At 66.2% G+C, this 352-nt stretch carries 1 protein-coding gene; it reads right to left on the reverse strand.

What is annotated here, in order from left to right; all coding sequences use genetic code 11:
* On the reverse strand, positions 1-327 hold a 327-nt coding region (locus R5W23_RS12250), incomplete at its 3' end, for a hypothetical protein (RefSeq protein WP_320686566.1).
* Positions 328-352: the final 25 nt, after the last annotated feature.

The raw sequence follows: 352 nt of genomic DNA on the forward strand, positions 1-352 counted from the left end.
GTTCTTGAACTCGCGCACCGGGAACAGGTGGTTCCCGTCCGCGAGCCCGCCCGGGATGGATGGATAACCCGGCCCCCGGCCCGTCAGGTAGTAGCCGCTGGCCGGGCCGGCGTTGTCGAAGTAGTAGAACCCCAGGTGACCGAACGGCACCGCCTTCTCCGTGAACTGGTACCCGATGTCCCACGAGTACCCCAACCCGCTCGCGTCCGGCAGCAGACGCTCCTCCACCCCCATCAGTTGCAGCGTCAACGGCGGGTGGCCCCAGATCTCACTCTTGTTCAGCGCCCCGATGTAACCACGACCGCTGACCGTTCCATCACCCTTCACACGCCTTGTGAGCGCCCGCCTCGTC

Origin of the sequence: Gemmata algarum (assembly GCF_034097035.1) — a bacterium.
Classification (GTDB): Bacteria; Planctomycetota; Planctomycetia; order Gemmatales; family Gemmataceae; genus Gemmata; species Gemmata algarum.